We start from the raw sequence: 20038 nt of genomic DNA, 5'->3' as shown, positions 1-20038 counted from the left end.
TTCCAAGGTTCTGTTACTGAAATGTGGCTCTGATGCTCAGGCTATTGCTGGTGTCCGAGTCTTTTACGTTTAGCCAGGGCAAGCTGTCTTTTTCGTAGCTGTAGTTGTACAGCAATGAAATAGCCGCGCTGATCTGATATTCCAGACCCAACATCAATTGCAAAGTCGATTTATTTTCTTCATTGACCACGCAGTAACTGGCTGTCGCGGAAAAGCTGTACAGACAAGCAGGATTGACCGCATCCCCTGCAAGACTGGGCGCGAATTCAGGCATATCGTCCAGACTGTACACCCAACTCAGGCTTTGGTTCAGGTTGATCCGATCTGACAGTTTCCAGGTCAGTTCCTGCACCGCATAAGTCACGGCGTAATCCAACGAGCTGACACCGGTCAATGCGGTTTGAGATCGCACAAACTTGTCGTCCTGATACCCCCCTGCCAGCATGGTGCTTAACGTCACATGCTGATTATTCACCACATGCGCGCCTGCGCCTGCATACAACACCTGCTGTAAATCAAGTAACTGGCTCGTGTCTTGCTGAGCTATATAGCCCAGCTGGCCATACCAGGTCTGGTTGAAATCGTAACGACCGCCATAGTTGAACGCACTTTTTTTGGTGTCCAGCGCAACGATGCCGGACTGTTTCACGTCGTCTTTCTGATAGATCAGGCTCAATAAATTGGTCCAGGCGGCATAACGGGAAAAATAGTTGGCACTGAGATCGTATTGCTCACCTTCAACATTGCCGTCCATCAGTTCAAGATCGGCACTTAGCTGAGCCACATGCCACCATTGTTGTTTCGGCTGGCCGCCGTAGTAAGAGCTGGCGAACCACCATTTCCCTGGAGGGGGCGCAGTTTCTGCTGCCGCTGCAGTTTCAGCCACAGGCGCTGCTACTGTGCTGTGGCTGGTTGCAGAGGCGGCCTGACATTCAGGGAGTTTGGCTTGTGTGCGACAGCGTTCAATCTGCATTAATTGCTGATACAGCTTGGGATTTTGTTGCTTCAGGTACCCTATATCAATACTTTGTGCTGCAGCTGACACAGAAAACCCGCAGCAACACAGCGCAACCAGACTCACCCCCTTGCCATTGTTCATCACCACTCCGCAATTCAGTGTTTTACTAAAAATCCTTCTTGTGCAGAAACCTGCCTTCAAAAGGAAGGTTCTGCCCGTAAAGCCGGATTATTTGGCTGCTTTTTTGGCGCTTTCAGCCACTTGTTTGCCAATTTCAAACTCTTTGACAAAAAAGGCTTTCATTGCCGCGACATCAAAATCAAGGAAAGTCCCGCCTGAAGCGAAATGACGGTCAAACACCCGGCCTATGGCATAAGTGGATGCACCACCGAGGATTGACATAGTGATGGCTCCGGTAGTCTGACCGATCAGCGGAATGGCTTTTATCAGACTGGCGACCGGCTGCACTATGGCCACAGGAATAAAGCCGCTGACCAGAGAGCCAATAATCGCTTTGCCTTTCGCTTCCGAAAATTCAATTTTGTATTTTTCTGCTAACTGACTCAGCATCTTCAGCTGAATGGCCGTCAAGCCAATAAAATCAACCCAGGGAATTGGAATTAACCCTACCCCTGCGGCGGCATAGGTATGATGACGGACTATGCTTTCTGCATCGGAATCACCGGCCTTTGCCCGTTGCGGATCGGGTTGTGATGTTGCAGCAGCCTGCTCTGCTGTACCTGCCTGACTGGCGTCCCTGGCTGACGCGGCTGCTTTGGTAGTTGCCATCTTCATATCCCTCGTAAGTTATTGGGTTTGAAAACCTCATGTTAAACAAAGAGTTCTAACGACTGCTCAGTAAATATACACAGGGTTCAGAATTTTGTAGTTTTTTTTTCCTCAATTTGACAAGCCTCGGTTTTACTCGACTAAGCTGGTATGGCTTCGACAAGCACCAATGTTGCGGCCGACAGGCGCCAAAGGTGAACCAGGTTGTCAGCAGAAAATTTGCCACAATTTCGTTTACAGATTTGCCTTCAGTATAAATATTCACTAATTTGAAACAAATGGCGGATACAACAAGAAAAATAATGTAGTTAAAACAAATACAAATAACAAGATTCGCTTTTATCAGAAATAATGCAGTTGTGAAGCGTCTCTGAGCCATCAGACAGGAGAGAAGAATTACTATGGCCCTGAGCAGCAGTTCTGAAGAGTTAGTTTTCCAGTGTTTCGCCAGTCCCCTCAGCCCTCATAATAATGCCATTCTGATCTACCGGTTGTCCGGTCCTCTGGACGTCGAGGATTTTTTACAGGGATGCCTGCATTATCTGGATTTAACTCTGGCAGAAAGACGGGATCTGGACACTGCCTACCGTCCTTCGGAGCAAAACACCACGGCCGCGGATTATCTTCAGTACCTGGACAGTATCGACCCGAATTGTTGCATTTATGAGTACATCAAACAGCTGACCAGTCAACCCTACGACTTGTCCTCCGCTATTCAGCCTCACCTTTTTTTGCTGCGCCAGGACGCCAGCCTGCACTATTTTGTCGTCAATACCTTTGAGTTTGAGCTGACGGCACCTTTGTCACGTTGGTTGCTGCAGCAAATCTGGCAACATTGTTCAGACGCCGGCCAGGAGTTACAACCGACGCTGGTCTGGCCCGAACAGGAACTGCAGCAGGAGCCGCCGCCATCGCCACAACAACTGGACTATTGGCGTCAGCAGTTGGACGGTATTCCGCTCTTTACCCCGCTGCCATTGCAACCTGAGCGGTCTGGTCGTTTTGTATCAAGGCAGTTCGGCTGGCCCCAGACTGAGCTTCAGGTCTGGCACCAACTGGCGGAGCAGCTGGACACAGAAGTCATGCCTTTGTTGGCCGCAGCGTTCAGCTGCAGCCTGGGTTTATTGATTGGTCAGTCGCAGTTGCTGATCTCTGCGCGGGATCTGAGCCGGTTAAGCCTGCAGCCGCTGGCGAGCAGCCTGCCACTGCGTTGTGATTTGCGTGCCGGTTCAGTGCAGGCACAGAGCCTGGCGTTGATTGAGCAGTTCCGTCAGGCCAAACAGCAGGGCTTGTCTGCCTTAGCTGCAGTGCTGCTGGAAAAACGTCAACACAGTGGGTCCGGCGCTGGCCTGAATATAGATTTTTCCCAAACCCTGCTGTCTGAGCTTGAATTGAGCGCTGACCCCGTGGCGGTTGCCCCTGTGCCTGTGCCCTGGACCACCACCGAAGATTACGATCTGTCCTTGCAGTTTGAACTGGCCGCCGACCACTGGCATTTTCAGTTGCTGGCCAATGCAGCGCACTTCAGTGCGAACGATTTATCAGCTTTACAGCAACAGATGCAGGACTTTGGCCTGGAGTTAGCCGCCCAGCTTTCCCCTGCATCGTCGGTCCGGGGACTCTGTCTGCATCAGTGCGTTCAGCAGAGGGCACAGCAAAAACCCCATCAGTTGGCGCTGGTGGATGGCAGTACAGAGCTGAGTTACCGCCAGTTAGATCAGTTAAGTGATCTGTTGGCCGCCTTGCTGCACACCAAACTGGCCTCTGCAGGACCTGTGACCGACCAGCCGGTGTTGTTAATGCACAGCCGCAGCTGGCACGCCATTGTCGCCATGTTGGCGGTTCTCAAGGCCGGTGCTGCGTATGTGCCGCTGGACCCGGAAGTGCCGGCCGAACGGCTGCAATACATAGCGTCGGACTGCCAGGCCGCTTTGTTGCTGACTGAAACCGCGTTGCAACACCTCGCACCGACCGGGCCTGAAGTGTTATCTGTTGATCAGTGGCTGAATGCGGCCCTGGCCCAGTCTGACCGCATTCAGCCGGACCACAGCCCCGCCAGCCCGGCAGTGGCCAGTTCCGACCAGCTGGCGTATATCCTCTACACCTCCGGCACCACAGGCCAACCCAAAGGGGTAATGGTGGAACACCGGAGTATCCTTAATACGCTGGAAGCACTGCGCCCGCTGTATGCGGTGCCGGGGGCCCGGGTAGCGGCCTTCACCAGTTTTGTGTTTGATGTGTCAGTGTCGGAAATTTTTGCCACCTTGCTGGCGGGCAATACTTTACATCTGCTGAGCCAGCCGGTGCGCCAGGACGCTTATCTGTTGTCGCAGTACCTGAAACAACACAACATTCATCTGGTGTACTTGCCACCCGCCATGCTGGCGGTGTTGCCCCGGGTACCTTACCCGGCCTTGTGTCAGATTATTTTTGCCGGCGAACCCTGCGATCAGAAAGTCGGCGCCTATTTTGCTGCGCGTTATGCCTTGTACAACTACTATGGCCCAACCGAAACCAGTATTTATGCCACTGGCAAAAGGGTGAATCCGGCCGACGTCAATGAAATTGGCTATGCGCTGCCGAATATGTGTTCTTATGTGCTGGATGAGCAGTTGCGTCCTGTCGCCATAGGCGCCACTGGCGAGTTGTACCTGTCGGGTCCGGGTCTGGCCCGGGGTTATCTGAATAAACCCCAACAAACAGCCCGGAGTTTTATTGCCAATCCTTATGCAGCAGAACATGCCGACCCCGCCCAGCACAGCCGGCTTTATAAAACCGGTGATTTGGTGCGCTCCGCCGCCGATGGCAACCTGAAGTACCTGGGCCGCAATGACTTCCAGGTCAAAATTCACGGTTTTCGTATTGAGCTGGGTGAAATTGAAGCGGCTTTATCAGCGCTGGACCCCACAGGCCAATGCCTGGTGCTGGTCAAAGAACGTAACGGACTGAAGCGGCTGGTGGCTTATTACCAGGCGTTGCAGGCCGTCGATGAACAATGGCTGCGCGGGCAACTGGCCAAACGGTTGCCCGGTTATATGCTGCCACACTATTTTGTTGCGCTGCAGGCGTTTCCGCTGAACACCAACGGCAAAATTGACCGTCAGTTGCTGCCGGAGCCCAACTGGCCACGCCATGTCGGTGCCGTGCCACAAAATGCGCAGGAGCAGCAAATGCTGGCGTTGTGGCAACAGGTGTTGCAGTCCGATCAGTTTGGTGTCACCGATAACTTCTTTTTGGCCGGTGGCGATTCGTTAGCGGCAATGCGGCTGTCCCTGTTATTGCAGCAACACCAGTTTGCTGCCAGCACGGCACTGCTGTATCAGCACAACACAGTGCGTTCTTTGTGTCAGCACCTGCAGCAGACCGGGCAGCAGCCACTGCGGTATCAGGCGCTGGCGCCGGACCAGCTCAATGAAATGCAGCAGCTGATTTTAAACCACCAGTTGCTGACCAGCCCTGTGGTCTATAACGAAAACCTGAGCATTGATTTTGCCGGTATGGCGCTGAGCGAACAGGCGCTGCAACAGGCGCTGCGCCGTTTTATCAACCATCATCCGGCGCTGCGGCTTTGTGTTGACGACGATTTGCGCCATTACAGCACCAGCGCGCCGCTGGAACTTGGCCCTGTGCTGCTGCATGAAGTACTGCCCAACGCACTGGAGCCTGCACAACAGGAACAGCATTACCAACAACGCCTGAGTCACTGGCTGAACCGGCCCTTTGATTTGCAACAAGGGCCTTTGTACCGTTTTGTCCTGTTCAGCCGGCAACAACTGCCGTGCAAGCTGGTGTTTATCCACCACCATCTGATTGGCGATGGCGAAGCCATGTACAACCTTTTTGTGCCGCAGCTGTACGCCTTGCTCAAAGACCCTTTGGCCACCTTGCCGCCTCAGGCCGGGCAGCCGATGTTACCGGCACCATTGGCGCCGGACCCGGCCTGGCTGGCCGCCTTGCAGCGGGTTGATCTGTTCCAGGGCAAACGCAGCAGCCAAAGCGACGGCCTGTTTTTGCGTTATGCCTTCAGCACCGAACAGACCCGCCAACTGGAACAGCTGGCCTGGCACCATAAAATCAGCCTGTATGCACTGCTGCAAAGCCTGGTGGCTGTGCTGGTCTGTAAATTTTCCGGCCAGAGCCGCTTTAGCCTGGGGGGCGTCAAATCGGCCCGTGGCCTTGGCACCGACGGTCTGTATGGCAATTTTTTGTGTAATGACATCAGCCACTGCGAGCTGAATGCCCAACAAAGTTTTATTCAGCTGGCAAAAGAGCGTTTCGCCGACATTCAGCAGCGGCTCGATCAGTTTTTCAGTTACCAGTTGCTGCTGGAAAGGCTGCGCCAGGACGGTGAACCGGACGACCGCCTGCCCGGGGTTTATCTGACGCTCGAACCCAAAAGCAACATTGAGCTGCCCTGGCGCATCAGTCAGAACGATGCGTTACCGGCGCAGGTCAAATACCCCCTGTATTTTGAGTTTGATCATCAGCAGCAGTTATTGTTACGGCTGGAATACCGCACTTGTGTATACAGCACAGCGCAGGCCGAACAGCTGCTGCAGGCCCTCTGTCTGCTGACCGACCAGTGCCTGAGTGCGCCGCACAGCAGCCTGGCCGCCTTGCAGGTGCTGCCGGCAGCACAGCGGCAGGCCTTGCTCGCACCACCAACTGCAACCCCCGCCATCCCAGAAGAACAGCTGCTGCAGCTGTGGCAGCAGTCAGTCAGCCGCTTTAGCACTCAGACGGCGATCCACAGCAACGAAGGCCAATGGACTTACCAGCAGCTGGACCGCGAGTCCAGCCAGCTGGCGCTGCTGATCCGCCAGCAGATCGAGGTCAGTCCCGATGACCTGATCGCCTTGTTGTTGCCCCGGGGCTGGCACACAGTACTGGCCATTCTGGCGGTGTTAAAAGCCGGCGCCGCTTATGTGCCTGTGGATGTCAATTACCCGGCCGAACGCATCGGGTTTATTTTGCAGGACACCGCCGCGCCTTTAGTGCTGACCAGCAGCGCTTTTACCGCGCAGCTCACTGGGTACCAGGGCAAATGCCTGGTGCTGGATCAGGCCGACTGGTCAACGCTGGATCCGGCTCAACTGCAGGTGACTGTTACCCCGGCGCAACTGGCTTATGTGATTTACACCTCAGGCAGCACAGGCAAACCCAAAGGGGTGTTGCTGGAGCATCGCCAGGTAGCCCGGTTGCTGCGGGCCAGCGAAGCAAATTACGATTTTAACAACCAGGACGTCTGGTGCCTGTTTCATTCCTATGTGTTTGACTTCAGTGTCTGGGAGCTGTGGGGCGCTTTGGCCTACGGCGGCACCCTGCTGATCCCAAGCCTGGCTCAGGTGCAGGACACTGAGCAGTTTGTGCAGTTTTGTGCGACACATGGCCTGACGGTGCTGAACCAGACCCCTTCGGCTTTTTATAACTTCAGCGCCGAGGCCTGCCGTCATGAGCGGCTGAAGGCCTTGCGTTATGTCATTTTTGGCGGTGAAGCGCTGAATCTGGTGCAGCTGACCGGCTGGTTCAGTCATTACGGGGATCAGCAGCCCTTGCTGGTCAATATGTATGGCATCACAGAAACCACAGTGCATGTGACCTACAAAGCCATCCACCTTGGGGATATAGGCGAATTGTCGCTGATTGGCCGGCCTTTGGCCGATTTGCAGGCCCTGGTGCTGGATGCAGAGCTGCAGCCGGTGCCCGCCGGTGTCACAGGGGAGCTGTATATTTCCGGCGCTGGCCTGGCGCGCGGCTACCTGAACAGGCCCGAGCTGACCGCCGAGCGTTTTATCCGTCACCCCTACCCGACACCAGGTTTTGAACGCCTGTATAAAACCGGCGACTTGGCCCGTTACAACGCCGAAGGCGAACTGGATTACAGCGGCCGGATCGACAATCAGGTGAAGATCCGTGGTTACCGTATTGAACTGGGTGAAATTGAAGCGGCCTTGTCCGCCATCAGCGGCATCAGCCAGTGCCTGGTGCTGGCCAGAGAAACCCCGTCCGGCAAAGTGCTGGTGGCCTATTACCGGGCTGATCAGACTTTAGATCCCTCTCAGCTGGCCGGGCGGCTCAGCCAGAGTCTGCCGCCTCATATGGTGCCTGTGCATTACCTGCAGGTGGACGAATTCCGCCTCACCGTCAACGGCAAACTGGACCGCAACGCTTTGCCGGCCCCTGTCGTCAGCCACAGCACAAAACGGGTCGCCCCGGTCAGTCCACAGGAGCAGCAGGCCTGTGCCGTCTGGCAGGAGGAACTGGCGGTACCACAGATTGGCCTGACCGATGATTTTTTCCGCAGTGGTGGTGATTCCATCAGTGCCATCCGGGTGGTGGCACGGCTCAAAGCGCTGGGGCTTGGCATTTCAGTGCGGGATATTTTTCAGCACCGCACCATAGCCGCTTTACTGGCTCAGGCCAGCCAGCTCAGTCAGGACCAGCCGCCAGCTTACCAGCCGTTCTCTTTGGTCAGCCCACAGGTGCGCCAGCCTTTTCATTTGGCCTTGGACGATCTGTACCCGGCCACCCAGCTGCAACAGGGCATGTTTGTTGAAACCGAAAAAAATGCCGCCGTGTACCACAATATTGAAGTGAACCTGGTGACTCAGCCTTTTGACGAAGCCCGTTTTGTCCGGGTCTGGCAACAACTGGTCGACAAACATCAGTTGCTGCGTGCCAGTTACCACAAAGACCCGGCTTTGGGTTACCTGACGCTGGTGCACAGCAGCCTGTCCGTGCAGCACAAAATAACGCAGTACCAGGACTACTCCAGCGCTTATCAGCAGGAACTGCAGACCCCCATTCCGACCGACCAAGCCGGTTTATTCCGCCTCGCGCTGGTAAAAGAGCCCCAGCAGTTCCGCCTGCTGTTTACCTCACACCATGCCATTGAAGATGGCTGGAGTGTGGCGTCCCTGCTCAGTGAATTTATCCACTGCTACAGCCAGGATCTGGTCCCCCAGAGCGGCCATGCGCTGAGCTTTGCGCATTATGTGCAGCAGGAGCAGCAGGCGCTTTCAGACCCAGAGCAGCGCCAGTTCTGGAGTACGTACCTCAAGGGTTATGAGCCAGGCCAGCTGCAGCTGCGAGACAGCAAACCAGCAGCGGCTGAACCTGTGCTGCTGGAAGTCAGCCACCCGCTGAGCGCGGCCCAATGCCAGCAGGCACTGCAACTGGCCTTTGCACAGTCGGTGCCGGTGGACAGCCTGTTTCTGGCACCTTATTTCACGCTGTTGCAGCTTTTTACCGACAGCAGCGATCTCTGTGTCGGTTTAGTGGTTAATAACAGACTGGAGCAATTGGGAGGCGACAGCCAGTTCGGCCTGCATTTAAATACCATGCCGCTGCGTATTCAGCTTGATCAGGCGCAAACCACAGCCAACAGCAGCCATTCCTTAGTAACGGCCATCCAGCAGCAACGGCTGCAGCTGATGCCCTACAAAGTCTACCCCTACAGCCAGGTGAAAATTGATTTGGCGCAGGAACAGGATTTATACCAGGCCGCTTTTAACTACATTCACTTTTATCAGAAGCAGCACACCTTGGCCAAAACCGGCGCCAGGCTGCTGGATGTGCAGGCCATTACCAATATACCGCTGGCGCTGGTGGTCAGCCGCGACGGCGATCAGTTTGAACTGAGCTTGCAAGGCCACAGCCACTGCGTCGACCAGCCCCACCTGCAGTTAATGTTGCAGCATTATCTGCATCAGCTGCAGCAGTTGCTGGACCAGGGCCAGGTGACAGAGCTGCTGACCCCCGCCCATCGCAGCGCACTGCTGGCCAGCCACCAGCCACATTTACCACCGGCTCCGGCTCTGCTGCACAGCTGGTCGGATGCGGTGCGCCGCTTCGCCGCCGCTGTCGCCGTGCAGGATGCACAGGGCACATTAAGTTTCGAGGCGCTGGACCAGCAGTCTTGTGCGCTGGCCGCTCAGCTGCAGCAGCAGTTGCAACAGAGCTCAGCCACAAAAGCCGGCAGCCAGCCCCTGGTGGCTGTGCTGACCAGACGCCACAACCAGATGTTGGTAGCGATACTGGCCGTACTGAAAGCCGGGGCCGCTTATGTGCCTGTTGACCCGGCCTACCCGGCCGACCGTATTCAATTTATGCTGCAGGATTGTGGCGCCAGCCTGCTGCTGGGGGAAGCGCGTTGGCACTCGCTGCGCCAGCATGCTCCAGCACTGCCCTGGCTGACGCTGGATGCGCCGCTGCCGCCGTCCGGCAGCGACAGCTTCCGGCAGGTCACTGTGCCTGCTGAAGCACTGGTGAATGTGATTTACACCTCAGGCACCACAGGCCGGCCCAAAGGTGTGATGGTGCAGCAGCAAGGCCTGATCAATCTGATCCAAAACCAGCAGCAGCTGTTTCAGCTGAGCCCGTCCGATAGGGTGCTGCAGTTTGCGTCCTTCAGCTTTGACGCCGCCAGCTGGGAGATTTTTGCCACTTTGCTCAGCGGGGCCCGGCTGGTGATTTGCCCCGATTCCTGCAAAGAAAATCCGGCCGCTTTGCTGCAGCTGCTGGAGCAGCAGCAGATCAGCGTCGCCACCTTGCCCCCTGCTTTGCTGAACCTGATGCCAGAGCACGAGCTGCCGGCACTGCGGCTGCTGATCGTGGCCGGCGAAGCCACGCCCCGGGAGACGATGCGTCGCTGGAGCCAGGGCCGTCAACTGGTGAATGCCTATGGCCCCACTGAAACCACTGTCTGCAGCACAGTGCATTTTTATCAGGCCGGCGACAGTGCCAGCCGTATTGGCCGGGCTTTGGCCGGTTTGCACTGTTATGTGCTGACCAGTCAGGGCGGGCTTGCGCCTTACGGTGTACCCGGCGAGCTCTGTGTATCCGGCATTGGTATTGCCAAAGGTTATTTGCACCGGCCAGAGCTGACAGATGAACGTTTTGTTGCCAACCCTTTTGACCTGCGGCCCGAACACCAGCGGTTGTACCGCACCGGCGATAAAGTCCGACTCTTGCTGGACGGCAGCCTGGATTATCTGGGTCGTATCGATCATCAGGTGAAAATCCGCGGTCACAGGGTGGAGCTGGCGGAAATAGAAGCTGTGGTCCGGCAATACCCCGGCGTGGGTCAGGCTGCGGCTGTGGTGCGCCAACTGCAGGACCAACAGGTACTGGCGGCTTATCTGACGTCCGAACGTATTGCCCCTGCACAGGAAGACATGCTGCTGACCAACTGGAATCAGGTGTATGAAGCCGAATACGGTAAAAAAACCGCGGCCGACCTGAACCAGGCCGATTTTGATGGCTGGAACAGCTCCTACACGGGCCAGCCGGTTGCGCTGGACGCGATGCACGAATGGCGCGATGCCACAGTAGAACGCATTCTGGCCCAGCAGCCCCGCCGTATTCTGGAATTGGGATCTGGCGCGGGTTTGTTGTTTTATCCGCTGCTGAGCGCCGTTGACTTTTATTTTGCCACCGACTTCTCGGCGCAGGCCATTGCCAAGCTGCGTTTTGGTGCCCGCGAACTGGCGGCAGAGCACAAAACCGCTTTTGCCGTCTGTGATGCCGCATCCTTTATTCAGGTGCTGGAGGACTATCAGCCGGACCTGATTATTATCAACTCTGTGGTGCAGTACTTTCCGTCCCGCGACTACCTGCTGCAGGTGCTGCATCACTGCGAAAGCCTGCTGGCCGGCCGGGGCAAAGTCTTTCTGGGCGATCTGCGTGATCAGCGCCTGCTGGAGCAGTTCCACTACAGCATTGCCCGTTACCGCCTGCCTGACGCAGCGGAACCTCAACTGCGCCAGCTGGCACAACAGCTGCAATTAAAAGACAAAGAGCTGCTGATAGCGCCGCAGTTTTTCCTGCAGCCCCAGCTTTGGCCAGGGTGCCGGGTGGATTTGCGGTTAAAAGCCGGTCAGCTGTCGTCCGAAATGCTGGACTACCGCTACGACGTGCTGCTGGATTTCAGTGAGACCAGCCAAAGCCCGGCCGCTCCAGCGTTGCCAGCGCGGTTCTATTTTTCAAAAACCCTGCAGCTGGCAGAGCTGTGCCCGCAGCACCATAGTGGTTTTGTCGTGCATCATTACCCAAACCTGCGGCTCTACGCCAGCTACCTGCAGCACAGCAATCAGCCCGCCGATGAGGCACTGTCGCAGGTGCTGAATTACCATCAATTGCAACAACTGGCGCGGCACCACCAGCTTGACTTTTATGCGGTGCCCGAGCCAGACCATATTGCCTGTATGACGCTGGTATTCAGCCGGGAGCAGGCAGCGCTGTGCAGCCGCTCGCTGTTTCAGCCGCCAGAGCTGCCGCTGGCCCATTGGGTGCGTGAACCTTACTACCCGCTGGACCTGCAGGCGATTCGCCAGTTCCTCGAACAGCGGCTGCCCGCTTATATGGTGCCCAATCATCTGGTGCAGCTGGAGCGGCTGCCCCTGACCGCCAATGGCAAGCTGGACCGCAAAGCCTTGCCTGAACCTGATACCGGCCTGCAGCGCTGTGGTTATCAGGCGCCTGTGACTGAACTGGAGCAGCAGTTGTGCCGGCTGTGGCAGGAAGTGCTGGGGGTAGCGCGGGTCGGTATTCTGGACGACTTTTTCCAGCTGGGTGGTCATTCCATTCTGGCGATCCGGCTGGTGCAACGTATTGCCGAGCAGGTGCAGCGAGAGCTGACAGTGGCCGCTTTGTTTGAACACCGCACCATAGCGGCTTTAATTGAGCATGGGCTGCACCGCCAGCAGCTGCAGATCCAACCAGCGGCTTCCGATGAAAAACCCCTGTCTTTTGCCCAAAACCGGCTTTGGTTTTTGGAGCAGTACGACCCGGACAACGGCGCTTACCATATTCCGCTGTGGTTAAAACTGCACAGCGCCGATACAAGCTGGCTGCAACCTGTGCTGCACCGCCTGGTGGAGCGCCATCAGGTGCTGCGCTCTGTATACCGCCCTGCTGGCGATCACACCCTGTTGCAGCTGGAGCCGGTCAGCCAGTTTAGCCTGCAGCAGTTGCAGCTGGAGCCGGATCAGCTGGAAGCCCGGGTGCAGGCCTGCATAGGCCAGCCTTTTGCGTTACAGCAGCAGTTGCCAATCCGGGCCACTGTGCTTCAGGCCGGGCCAGACTGTTATTTGCTGCTGGTGATCCACCATATTGCCTTTGATGGCTGGAGCGTTGATCTGCTGCAGCATGAACTGGCGCTGGGCTACCAGCAGTATCAGCAGCACCAGCCGCTGCTGCCGGACGAGTTGCCACTGCAATACAGCGACTTTGCGCTGTGGCAACAGCAGTTTTTATCCGGCCCTGAGCTGAAACGCCAGCTGGCGTATTGGCAACAGCAACTGCAGGGGTTCAGCCCTCTGCAACTGCCGTTGCAGCAACAACGCCCGAAAGACTTTGATTACCGCGGCGCTGATCTGCAATGGCCTTTACCGGCCGGGCTCAGCCAGCAATTGCTGAAACTGGCCAAAGAGCAGCAGATCACCGCCAACAGTTTATTGCTGGCGGCCTACAAACTGCTGTTATTTAAATACACAGGGCAGCAGGATCTGCTGCTCGGCGTGCCCGTTGCCAACCGGCATTACGCCGGAACTCAGTCGATCATTGGCTTTTTTGTCAACGCACTGCCGGTGCGATGCCTGCTGGACCCGGCACAAAGTTTTACCAGCTGGGCCCAGTTGGTGCATCAGCAACTGGTGCAGGCGCAAGGCCATCAGGATGTGCCTTTTGAGCTCATTGTTGACAGCCTGCAGCTGGAGCGTGACAGCAGCCGCCATCCGGTGTTTCAGCTGATGTTTGCGCTGCAAAACTTTGGACAGACGCCGCATGAGCCCTTTGAACGGCTGGACACCAGCGCCTTGTACCCTGTGGCCAAACATGATTTGACCTGGTTTATCCGCCAGCAGCAGGACCAGCTGGTGCTGGAGCTGAATTACGCCAGTTCTTTATTCAGCGCTGGTTTTATCCGGCAAATGGCCGCCAGTTACCAGCTGCTGCTGGAGCAGCTGGTGGCCACACCGCAGCAGGCGCTGCGGCACTTCTCGCTGGCGCAGCAGGCCCTGCTGCCTTCTGCACTGGCTCCAAAACAGTGGCCAGAACAGCATCTGCTTGAGTTCTGGCAGCAGCGGCTGGTGCAACAGCCAGCACAGCTCGCCCTCTGTGAAGGCACCACCAGCCTGAGCGTGGCCGAACTCGATCAGCAGGCCAACCGGCTGGCGCAGCAGCTGAGAAGCCATATCCGCCCGGGTCAAACAGCGACACAGGCTCTGGCAGACAACCCGGCGGCCCTGTGGCCTGACCCAGTGGCGATTTGTCTGCCGCGCAGCCCGCACATGCTGGTGGCCCTGCTGGCCTGCCTGAAACTGGGCCTGCCTTACCTGCCGGTGGACCCTCAGACACCGGCAGGCCGGGTCGCTTTTATGCTGCAGGACAGTAACGCCCAGTTGCTGCTGACCCAGGCTTCATTGCTGGCCCTGTTGCCAGCACCAGAGAGTCTGGCCTGTACAGTGCTCTGTATGGACACTCTGCAACAGCAGCCTGACGACGGTGCCGCCAGCCAGGCTCCGGTTATGCTGAGCGGGGCGGCGGCCGATCAGCTGGTGTATATGCTGTACACCTCTGGCACCACAGGCCAACCCAAAGGGGTGCTGGTGTCGCAGCAAAATCTGGTCAATTATCTGGCCAACCTGCGGCAGCACCAGGTGCTGGACGGCCAGAACGTGGACTTTTCCTCCAGCCTGGCCTTTGACCTGAGTGTGACCACCAGCCTGGCCGCCTTGTTGTTAGGCGCCCCAATCCAGATCTTCCGTGAGGAACAAAAATACCTCGATCAGTACAGCCAGCATTTGCGCCAGCATCAGATCAGTTTTGCCAAATTGGTGCCCAGTCTGGCCGAACAGCTGTTTTTGCAGTACCCGGAGCTGCAGCTGGAGGTGCTGATGGTCGGTGGCGAAAAACTCAAAGCCAGCACCAAAGCCTTGCTGCAGCGTCACTGCAAACGGCTGCTTGATGAGTACGGCCCGACCGAAACCACAGTAGGTGCCTGTCTGGCCGATTTAAGCCGGGATCAGGGCATAGGCTGGCCTTATCAGAATATCCTGCCTTATGTGCTGGATGCGCAGATGCAGCCACTGCCACCAGGCGTCTGGGGGGAGTTGTATCTGGCCGGCTGGAGTGTGGCTTTGGGTTACCTGAACCGGCCTGAACTGACAGCGCAGCGCTTTTTGCCGAACCCCTTTTGTCAGCAACCCGGTTTTGACCGGCTGTACCGCACCGGCGATCTGGTGCGTTATCTGGAGTCCGGTGAGCTGGAGTATCAGGCCAGAACCGACAGCCAGGTGAAACTGCGGGGTTACCGCATTGAACTGGCGGAAATTGAAGCGGCACTGCTGGCACAGCCCGGCATCCGTCAGGCCCTGGTGCTGCTGCGTCAACTGCAGCCGGAGTCAGATCAGCGCAGCGGACAGCTGCTGGTCGCTTATTATGTTGCTGAGCAGCCCCAACAGAGCGAACAGCTGCACAGAGCGCTGGCTCAGCTGTTGCCACACTATATGCTGCCCGGTGCTTTTGTCGCCCTGCCCGCATTGCCACTGACCCTGAACGGCAAACTGGATGAACGTCAGTTACCGGCGCCGGACCTGCTGGCCCAAAGCCAAACAGCGGCCGACACCCCCGTGGAGCAGCAGCTGTTGACTATCTGGCAACAGTGCCTTGGGGCGCCGGAACTCGGAGTGGAGCAGGATTTTTTCCGCGCCGGTGGCGATTCCATTTTATCCATCAGCCTGGTATCCAGGTTACGTCAGGCGGGTTTTGCCGTCACAGTGCGGCAGATTTTCGACTGCCGCACTGTCCGGGCTTTGGCGCGCGAGTTGTCAGCGCAGCCCATGCACTCAGCCCAACCACAGATCAGCAGCCAGCTGCCGGCTCAGTATGGGCTGCTGCCGGTTCAGCAATGGTTTTTCCAGCAGCTGGAACAAGGGCTGCTGCCCGAACCCCAGCACTGGAACCAGAGCTTTTTTATCCGGGTGCCCAGGCTGGACCCGACCCGTCTGCAACAGGCACTGAATGCCTTACTGAAACGCCAGCCCCAGCTGTGTGCCCGTTTTACCCGGGATCAGCAGGGCCGGTGGCAGCACCAGTTCAGGCCGGACAGCGCTCTGACACTGACCTTGCTCAAGGCCAAAAACCAGACCGAGCTGCAACAGTCTCTGAACCAGCTGCAGCAAAGCCTGAATTTTATGCAGGGGCCCCTGCTGCAGCTGGCCTATCTGGAACTGGCGGGCCAGGCAGAACAGCCCCTGCTGTTTATCTGTGCCCACCACCTGCTGCTGGATGCAGTGTCCTGGCGTATTATCGCCTCGGACCTGGCCGCTTTGTACCAGCAGCAGAGCCCGGCGCCAGTTCGCAGTCAGTACCCGGACTGGGTCTCTTATCTGGCCGCCTACCCGGCGCAGCAGCCCCAGGAAGCCGCGTATTGGCAGCAACAACAAAGTGCATTACAGGAAGCATTGCAGCAGTTGCCGGCCATCAGCACCGCCTGGCTTGACTACCGGATCGATTTCAGTCCGGCCTTGACCCAGGCCCTGCTGGGGCCAGCACATCAGGCGTACGACAGCCAGGTGAACGACCTGCTGCTGACGGCGCTGTATCAGGCCATGGGCTTGTGTTTTGGCAACCAGACGCTGGCGCTGACGATGGAAAGCCACGGCCGCCATGCCCTGCCGGGCGCACCGGATTGTGGCCACACGGTGGGCTGGTACACCAGCCTGTACCCTGTCTGTCTGAAGACTGATCGGGCCCCGGAGGCGAACCCGGATTGGGGGCAGTTGCTGCGTTCAGTGAAACAACAACTGCGCCAGGTGCCGAACCAGGGCCTGGGTTTTGGCGCTTTTGCCAGCGCGTTGCAACTGGAATTGCCGCCTGTGCAGCTGAACTACCTTGGAGTGCTGGACGCGGACCAAAACGATGGCCAGCTCTGGACAGTGCAGCTGGACCAGCTGTCCGAAGGCCTGTCGCCGCAGAATCAGTCGCCGCTCTGGTTGTCGTTGAATGGCGCCGTCGAACAGGGTTGCCTGAGTTTCAGCCTGCACAGCCGTTTTCCGGCCCCCCAGAGCGAACAACTCGCCAGCGGGTTTCAGCGGGCACTGCAGGCGCTGGTGGACCATTGCCTGGCACAGCCAGTTGCCAGCCTGGCGCAGCAGGTGCCGGCCGATTTTGGTCTGCCCTGTTCCCTGGCCCATTATGACCAGCTGCTGCGCCGTCAGCCGCTGGAAGCGATCTGGCCTGCCAGCTCGCTGCAGCAGGGTTTTATTGCCCATATGTTGGCCCAACCGGACGATGACGCCTACCGCGTGCAATTGCTGCTGGACTATCCCACTGAACTCAATACCCGCTGTTACCAGCAAGCCTGGCAGTTGGCGGTGCAGCATTACCCGGCTCTCAGAACCAGTTTTGACTGGGCTGAACAGCCATTGCAACTGGTGCACCCCAAGGCTCAGGCGCAGTTTGAACTGCTGGATTTCAGCGACCAGCCTCAGCCCGAACACCGGCTGACGCTGCTGCAGCAACAAGACCGGCTGTTGCCTTTTGACTTAAGCCAGCCCTGCCCGCTGCGGCTGTATCTGGTGCGCCTGGCGCCGGCTCATTATGCGCTGCTGCGCAGTGAACACCACAGCATCAGCGACGGCTGGAGTGGCAGCCGTCTGATGGAGTTTGTTCATCGGTGTTACCTGGCGTTGTGTCAGGGGGAAACCCCATCCCATGCACAGGACCACAGCTGGCACCAGGCGCAGCGTTATATGCAGCGCCAGCAACAGGCGGCGCTGGCACAGTGGCAACACTGGCTGCCGGATGAACGCACCGATCTGTCAGCACTGTTTGATCGGAGCGCGGGCCCAAACAACGACAAGCTGCTGGTGAGTCAGGTGGCGACAGTGCACTGCAGCCTGAGGCTGGAGGCGCTGCAACACAGCTGTCGTGAACAGGGCATCACTCTGAACAGCCTGCTGCAGTTTGGCTGGCATCATCTGCTGGCCCGTTACTGTTTCAGCCCCAGCACTGTGGTGGGCACCACACTGGCGGGCCGCGCTTTGCCTGTGCCAGGCATAGAACACAGCGTTGGCCTTTATATCAATACCCTGCCGCTGCAACTGCATTGGGATCAAGGCCTGACCGTGCTGCAACAACTGCAGCAGATAGGGCTGCAGGTGGCGCAGATGAACCAGTGCTCTTTTGTCAACCTCGCCAGCCTGCAACGTGGCCGTGGCCGCCTGTTTGACTCCATTGTGGTCTTTGAAAACTACCCCGATGTGGAAAGCCCGGCGGCACTGCCGTTCAGTTACCGTGCTGCGGTAGAAAAAGTCAATTACCCCCTGGTGCTGGTGGCCTGGCAACAGCAGGGTCAGCTGCAGCTGAAACTGGATTACAGCAGCAGCCATCTGTCGGCTGGCCGCGCTGAGCTGCTGTTAAGCCAGTTGCAGCAACTGCTATTGTCCTTGCCTGACCAGTTGCAGAGCCCAGTGGCCCAGCTTCGCTGCGGTCAGACAGACGTCATCTGTTTGCAGGGCCCAGAGCGTGCATTGCCAGCCCACCATTGGCTGCCATGGTTTGAGCAGTGCGCCCGGCTTCATGCCAGCCAGCCGGCGCTGTTGTCCGGACAGCAACAGCTCAGCTATGCACAGCTGAACCAGGCAGCCAACAGGTTGGCGCATTACCTGCTGACAGAACTGCAACCTGCACAGGATACAGTGATCGCCCTCTGCATGGACAAGTCCCTGCAGATGGTGATCGCCATGCTGGCCATTCAAAAAGCCGGGGCCGCTTACCTGCCGCTGGCCCCGGATGCACCGGCGCAGCGCCTGCAGTACATGCTGACCGACAGTCAGGCTCTGGTGGTGCTGGCGGACGCTGGTGCGGCGGCACGGCTGGAAAAGCTGAGTTCAGTTGCAGTCTGGTGTCTGGACCAGCTGGATCTTGAGTTCTGCCCGGACCACAACCCGGCGCTGGAGCGGCGCGCCACAGATTTGGCTTACCTCATCTACACCTCGGGCACCAGCGGTCAACCCAAAGGGGTGCAGATTGAACAGGCCGGCCTGGTGAATATCTGCGCGTCGCAGCAGCAGACGCTGGGGCTGACCCCACAAAGCCGGATACTGCAGTTTTCCAACTATGTGTTTGATGCCTCAGTGTATGAAATTTTCCCGGCGCTCTGTTCTGGTGCCAGCCTGCATCTGTTGCCCACGGCGCTGCAAACCGATCTGCCAGCGCTGGAGCAGTACCTCTGTCAGCACAGTATCAGCCATGCTTTTATCAGCACCGCTGTGCTGAAGCAGTTGCCGGACTTGTCCTGCAGTGCGCTGCAGCTGATGTACACAGGTGGCGAAGCGCTGCAGGGGCTGCGCCGTTTGCCGCATTGCCGCCTGCTGAATCAGTACGGCCCGACCGAAGTCAGCGTCTGTTCGCTGCAGGCCGAGGTCAGGTCCCTGGCCGATATTCCGATAGGCCGGCCTGTGCAAAACTGCCGTGCTTATCTGCTGGACCCCTGGCAACAACCGGCGCTGCCAGGCGCTGTCGCCGAGTTGTATTTAAGTGGGCCTGGCCTGGCACGGGGCTACCTGAACCAGCCGGAGCTTGAACAGCAGGTGTTTTTGGCCAACCCCTTCAGCCAGGACAGCGACTACAGGCGTCTGTACAAAACCGGTGATTTGGTCCGTCTGGCCGCCGATGGCCAGCTGTATTACCTGGGCCGGCGCGATCAGCAGGTGAAAATCCGGGGCTACCGTATTGAGCTGGCTGAAATTGAGCTGCAGATCCGCACGCTGGCGCCTGAACTCAATGTCTGGATCCATCCCTGGCAACAGGGGCAACAACAACTGCTGGTCGCCTATTACCTGGCCGGTACTGAAGTGGACTTGCCAGAACTGCAGGCCGGCTTGTGCAACCTTTTGCCGGATTATATGCGCCCTGCCGCCTGGGTGGCCCTGGCGCAGCTGCCATTAACCCCCAGCGGCAAAGTAGACAAAGCAGCCTTGCCTGCGCCTGAATTTAACCACAGCAGCGCAGCACCTGAAACTGAACTGCAGCGCCAGCTGCACCAGTGCTGGCAGCAGTTGTTGAATGTGCCCGCCTTGGGCATTGATGACGACTTCTACCAGTTGGGCGGCGATTCGATCCTGGCGATCCGGCTGACTCAGCTGATCAATCAGCAACTTCACCTGACAGGCCAGGCCAGGCTGAATGTGGCTGCAGTATTGCAGCAAAAAACCATCAGGGCACTGGCGCAGGCGCTGCAACAGCAATCACCACCAGAGACGATGGACAGCGGGGAGATTTAAC

General features: G+C 57.7%; 3 protein-coding genes. 1 reads left to right on the top strand and 2 read right to left on the bottom strand.

All coding sequences use genetic code 11. The features are described 5' to 3' along the window. Positions 1-13: 13 nt before the first annotated feature. The gene (locus WKJ04_RS04765) at positions 14-1099 is read right to left on the bottom strand and encodes a DUF481 domain-containing protein (protein ID WP_337879353.1); all 1086 of its coding nucleotides are present in this window, start codon (positions 1097-1099) and stop codon (positions 14-16) included. An 87-nt stretch (positions 1100-1186) separates the two neighbouring features. Next, on the bottom strand, positions 1187-1747 hold the full coding sequence (locus WKJ04_RS04760) for a DUF697 domain-containing protein (RefSeq protein ID WP_337879352.1): 561 nt from the start codon (positions 1745-1747) through the stop codon (positions 1187-1189). A 401-nt stretch (positions 1748-2148) separates the two neighbouring features. Between WKJ04_RS04760 and WKJ04_RS04755 the strand changes: the two genes are divergently transcribed. Continuing rightward, entirely contained in the window at positions 2149-20037 is a 17889-nt protein-coding gene (locus tag WKJ04_RS04755; RefSeq protein WP_337879351.1) for an amino acid adenylation domain-containing protein, read from the top strand. The last annotated feature ends 1 nt before the right edge of the window (position 20038 follow it).

Origin of the sequence: Rheinheimera sp., assembly GCF_037442345.1 — a bacterium.
Taxonomy (GTDB): domain Bacteria; phylum Pseudomonadota; class Gammaproteobacteria; order Enterobacterales; family Alteromonadaceae; genus Pararheinheimera.
This window is presented reverse-complemented; position numbering and strand designations above follow the sequence as displayed.